The sequence below is a fragment of the Actinomadura sp. GC306 genome, assembly GCF_004348665.1.
Taxonomy (GTDB): domain Bacteria; phylum Actinomycetota; class Actinomycetes; order Streptosporangiales; family Streptosporangiaceae; genus Spirillospora.
On sequence record NZ_SMKM01000469.1, the window covers coordinates 1 to 2,298 of the forward strand.

The 2,298-nt window shown below is 69.3% G+C and carries 2 protein-coding genes; both read right to left on the reverse strand.

Annotated elements, in window-relative coordinates:
* Positions 1 to 22: 22 nt before the first annotated feature.
* On the reverse strand, positions 23 to 1,624 hold the full coding sequence (locus E1200_RS32665; RefSeq protein WP_131956450.1) for a hypothetical protein: 1,602 nt from the start codon (positions 1,622 to 1,624) through the stop codon (positions 23 to 25).
* A 354-nt stretch (positions 1,625 to 1,978) separates the two neighbouring features.
* A partial coding sequence (locus E1200_RS32670; RefSeq protein WP_243709040.1) for a DUF5996 family protein occupies positions 1,979 to 2,298 on the reverse strand: 320 nt, incomplete at its 5' end.

Sequence of the window (2,298 nt, forward strand, 5' to 3'; positions counted from 1 at the left end):
ACCACCCTCACCCCCTGACCCGTCAGACCTCAAGCAGCTCTTCGAGCGGCCACCCATCCGGATCTTCGACGACCCGCAACGCAAGCTGCGCCCGACTGGCCAGATGCAGCGCGGACACGTCACAGGATGCGTAACCATGCGCAATCCGATCCAGCGCCGCACCGACCAGGGGGCCAGCCGTCCGCAGGGATGCCCGCAGCGCCACCGACCGGGTCGAACCCCCATGCAGGACGATGTTCCGCTGTCGGTAGAGCCGCCGCAACGCCCCGCGCAGGTAGCCGTTGACCCGGCCGAGCGTCGCATGCGGACGTTCCGTGAGACCCCGCATCCTGTTCAGCGCCGCCAGATCCGCGGGGGCGAGGGCGGGCGGCGCCGCCCCCGACCTCAGCCAGCGAAGCAGCACCTCCACCCGCGCCCGGTTCACCTTCCCCGCGCGTTCGAGCTCAGCGCGCAGCCGCGCGTCCGCGTGCACAATCTCCGCCCGGTGACTCAGCGCCGTCAGCTCCGCCCGACACCAGCCCGCCGCCACGAGCGCCGCCGCCCGATCCGCGGCGACGGCCCGTCCCTCCTCCCGGTCGGCCTCGTCGGTATCGCAGAAGAGCAGCGACTCCAACGCCGCCCAAGCACCCGCGACGGCGGTACTCGGGGAACTTCCCGTCAACGGCGCGGCCAGCTCCAGCGCGTCGTCCAGCCGGGACCCGTCCTCCATGGCGGTAAGGCCGTCATAGAGCACCCCGGCCTTCGCGAGCGAGTGGACGGTCACCGACGGGTCGCCCCGCTGAAACTCCTGCGGCTGCGCCATGCCCTCGACGAACAGCACAGGATGAGCGGCGAGCTGCTGGCGGCCCCTCAGGTACCGGGCCCGGTTGCGAAGCCGGTCGAAGATCTCCGTCATCTCCACCACGGCCATGTAGGGGTCCCGAGCCTCGACCCGAAACCGGAACCCGCCGCTGCCCCTGAGCGTCGGGTGGCTGGGGAAACCCTCGGCGAGGAGAGCGCTGACGGTCTTCTGATCAAGCCAGTGTGCGGACTTCGCCGCAATATCCCCGGCCGGTATCTTCCCCTCCAGCACCACGAAGCCCGAGAACCGGTTGTTCCCCTGGGCCTGGAGTTCGATGAAGAGCTCGATCAGGTCGGACGCGCGGGCGGCGGCGTCGAGCCGGCCTTTGACCTGCCTCCGTAGATGATCCTGATGGAACCCTTGGTCCAGCATGTGGGACGTGATGTACCGTGCGGCCCGTTCCACGTCGTAGGGGCCGCCGGACGAGATCAGGGTGTGCCATCGCCGCAGATAGCCGTCCTCCACGAGGTCGGCGAGCAGGGTCAGGGACCGCTGCCCGCGCGTCCCCGCTTTGAGTGGGCGTCTGCAGACCTCGTTGAGGTGCCGGCGGACCTGCCCGTCCCGGACGGCGGCGTCACTGCCGAGCCGGGGCAGCAGGGACTCTCTCGCGTACCAGGAGGTCGCCGTCTGCGATAGCACCTGCCGCGATACCCAGTCGGCGGCCTCGGCCGCCTCCCGCAGCGCCAGTACGGTGCCGAGATCCCACAGCCGTCGCTGCCATGGCTGCCACGACTCCAGGAGCTCGTAGATACGTGCTTTGAGAAGTTCATCCCGTTCGGCCATGCCTCGGCTTTCTCTGTGTCACTTGCGGTCACGCTGGGTGTCGCCTATTGTGAAGAGCACTTAGGCAGGGGAGTCGTCCGCAAGGGCCGCTCCCCATCGCCTTTCCTGGAGCTGGTCACCGCCCGATCCGTGGCGACGACCCTCCCTCCGGGACCACGCGCTAAGGCAGGGGAGCCGCCCGCTAGGGCCGCTCCCCATCGCCTTTTCTGGGGTTCGCGGGCTTGCCGGTCGGGACGCGGGCAGCCCTTGGGGAGGGCTCAGCGACCGGTCTCGGGTTGATTCTTGACCATAGCTTGACAGTCCGCAACCGGTACGTGACTCACCGTTCCCGGGTGCGGCCGATGCAGGTGTGCGCTATTGGCGGTGGGACCAGCGGGTGGGGTCTTCTTCTAGGGACGCGCGGTCCCAGTCGGCGTGGATTGCGGCGGCCTCGTAGGTCGTCTGGAGGAAGTTCATCAGGGCCGTGTCGGGGTCCTTGGCGTCGGCCACGGCCTCGTAGGGGAGGAGGAACTGGCCGTTCTCCCGGCTGTAGTAGGCGCCGTCGGGGAGGACCGGGTGGTCGGCAAAGCCCTCGGGTTCGGGGTAGGCGTAGGCGTAGAAGGCGCCTTCGTCGCCTCCGCCGGGCCAGAAGCCGCAGCTGGACAGTTCGCGGGAGTAGCCCTCGACCATCACCC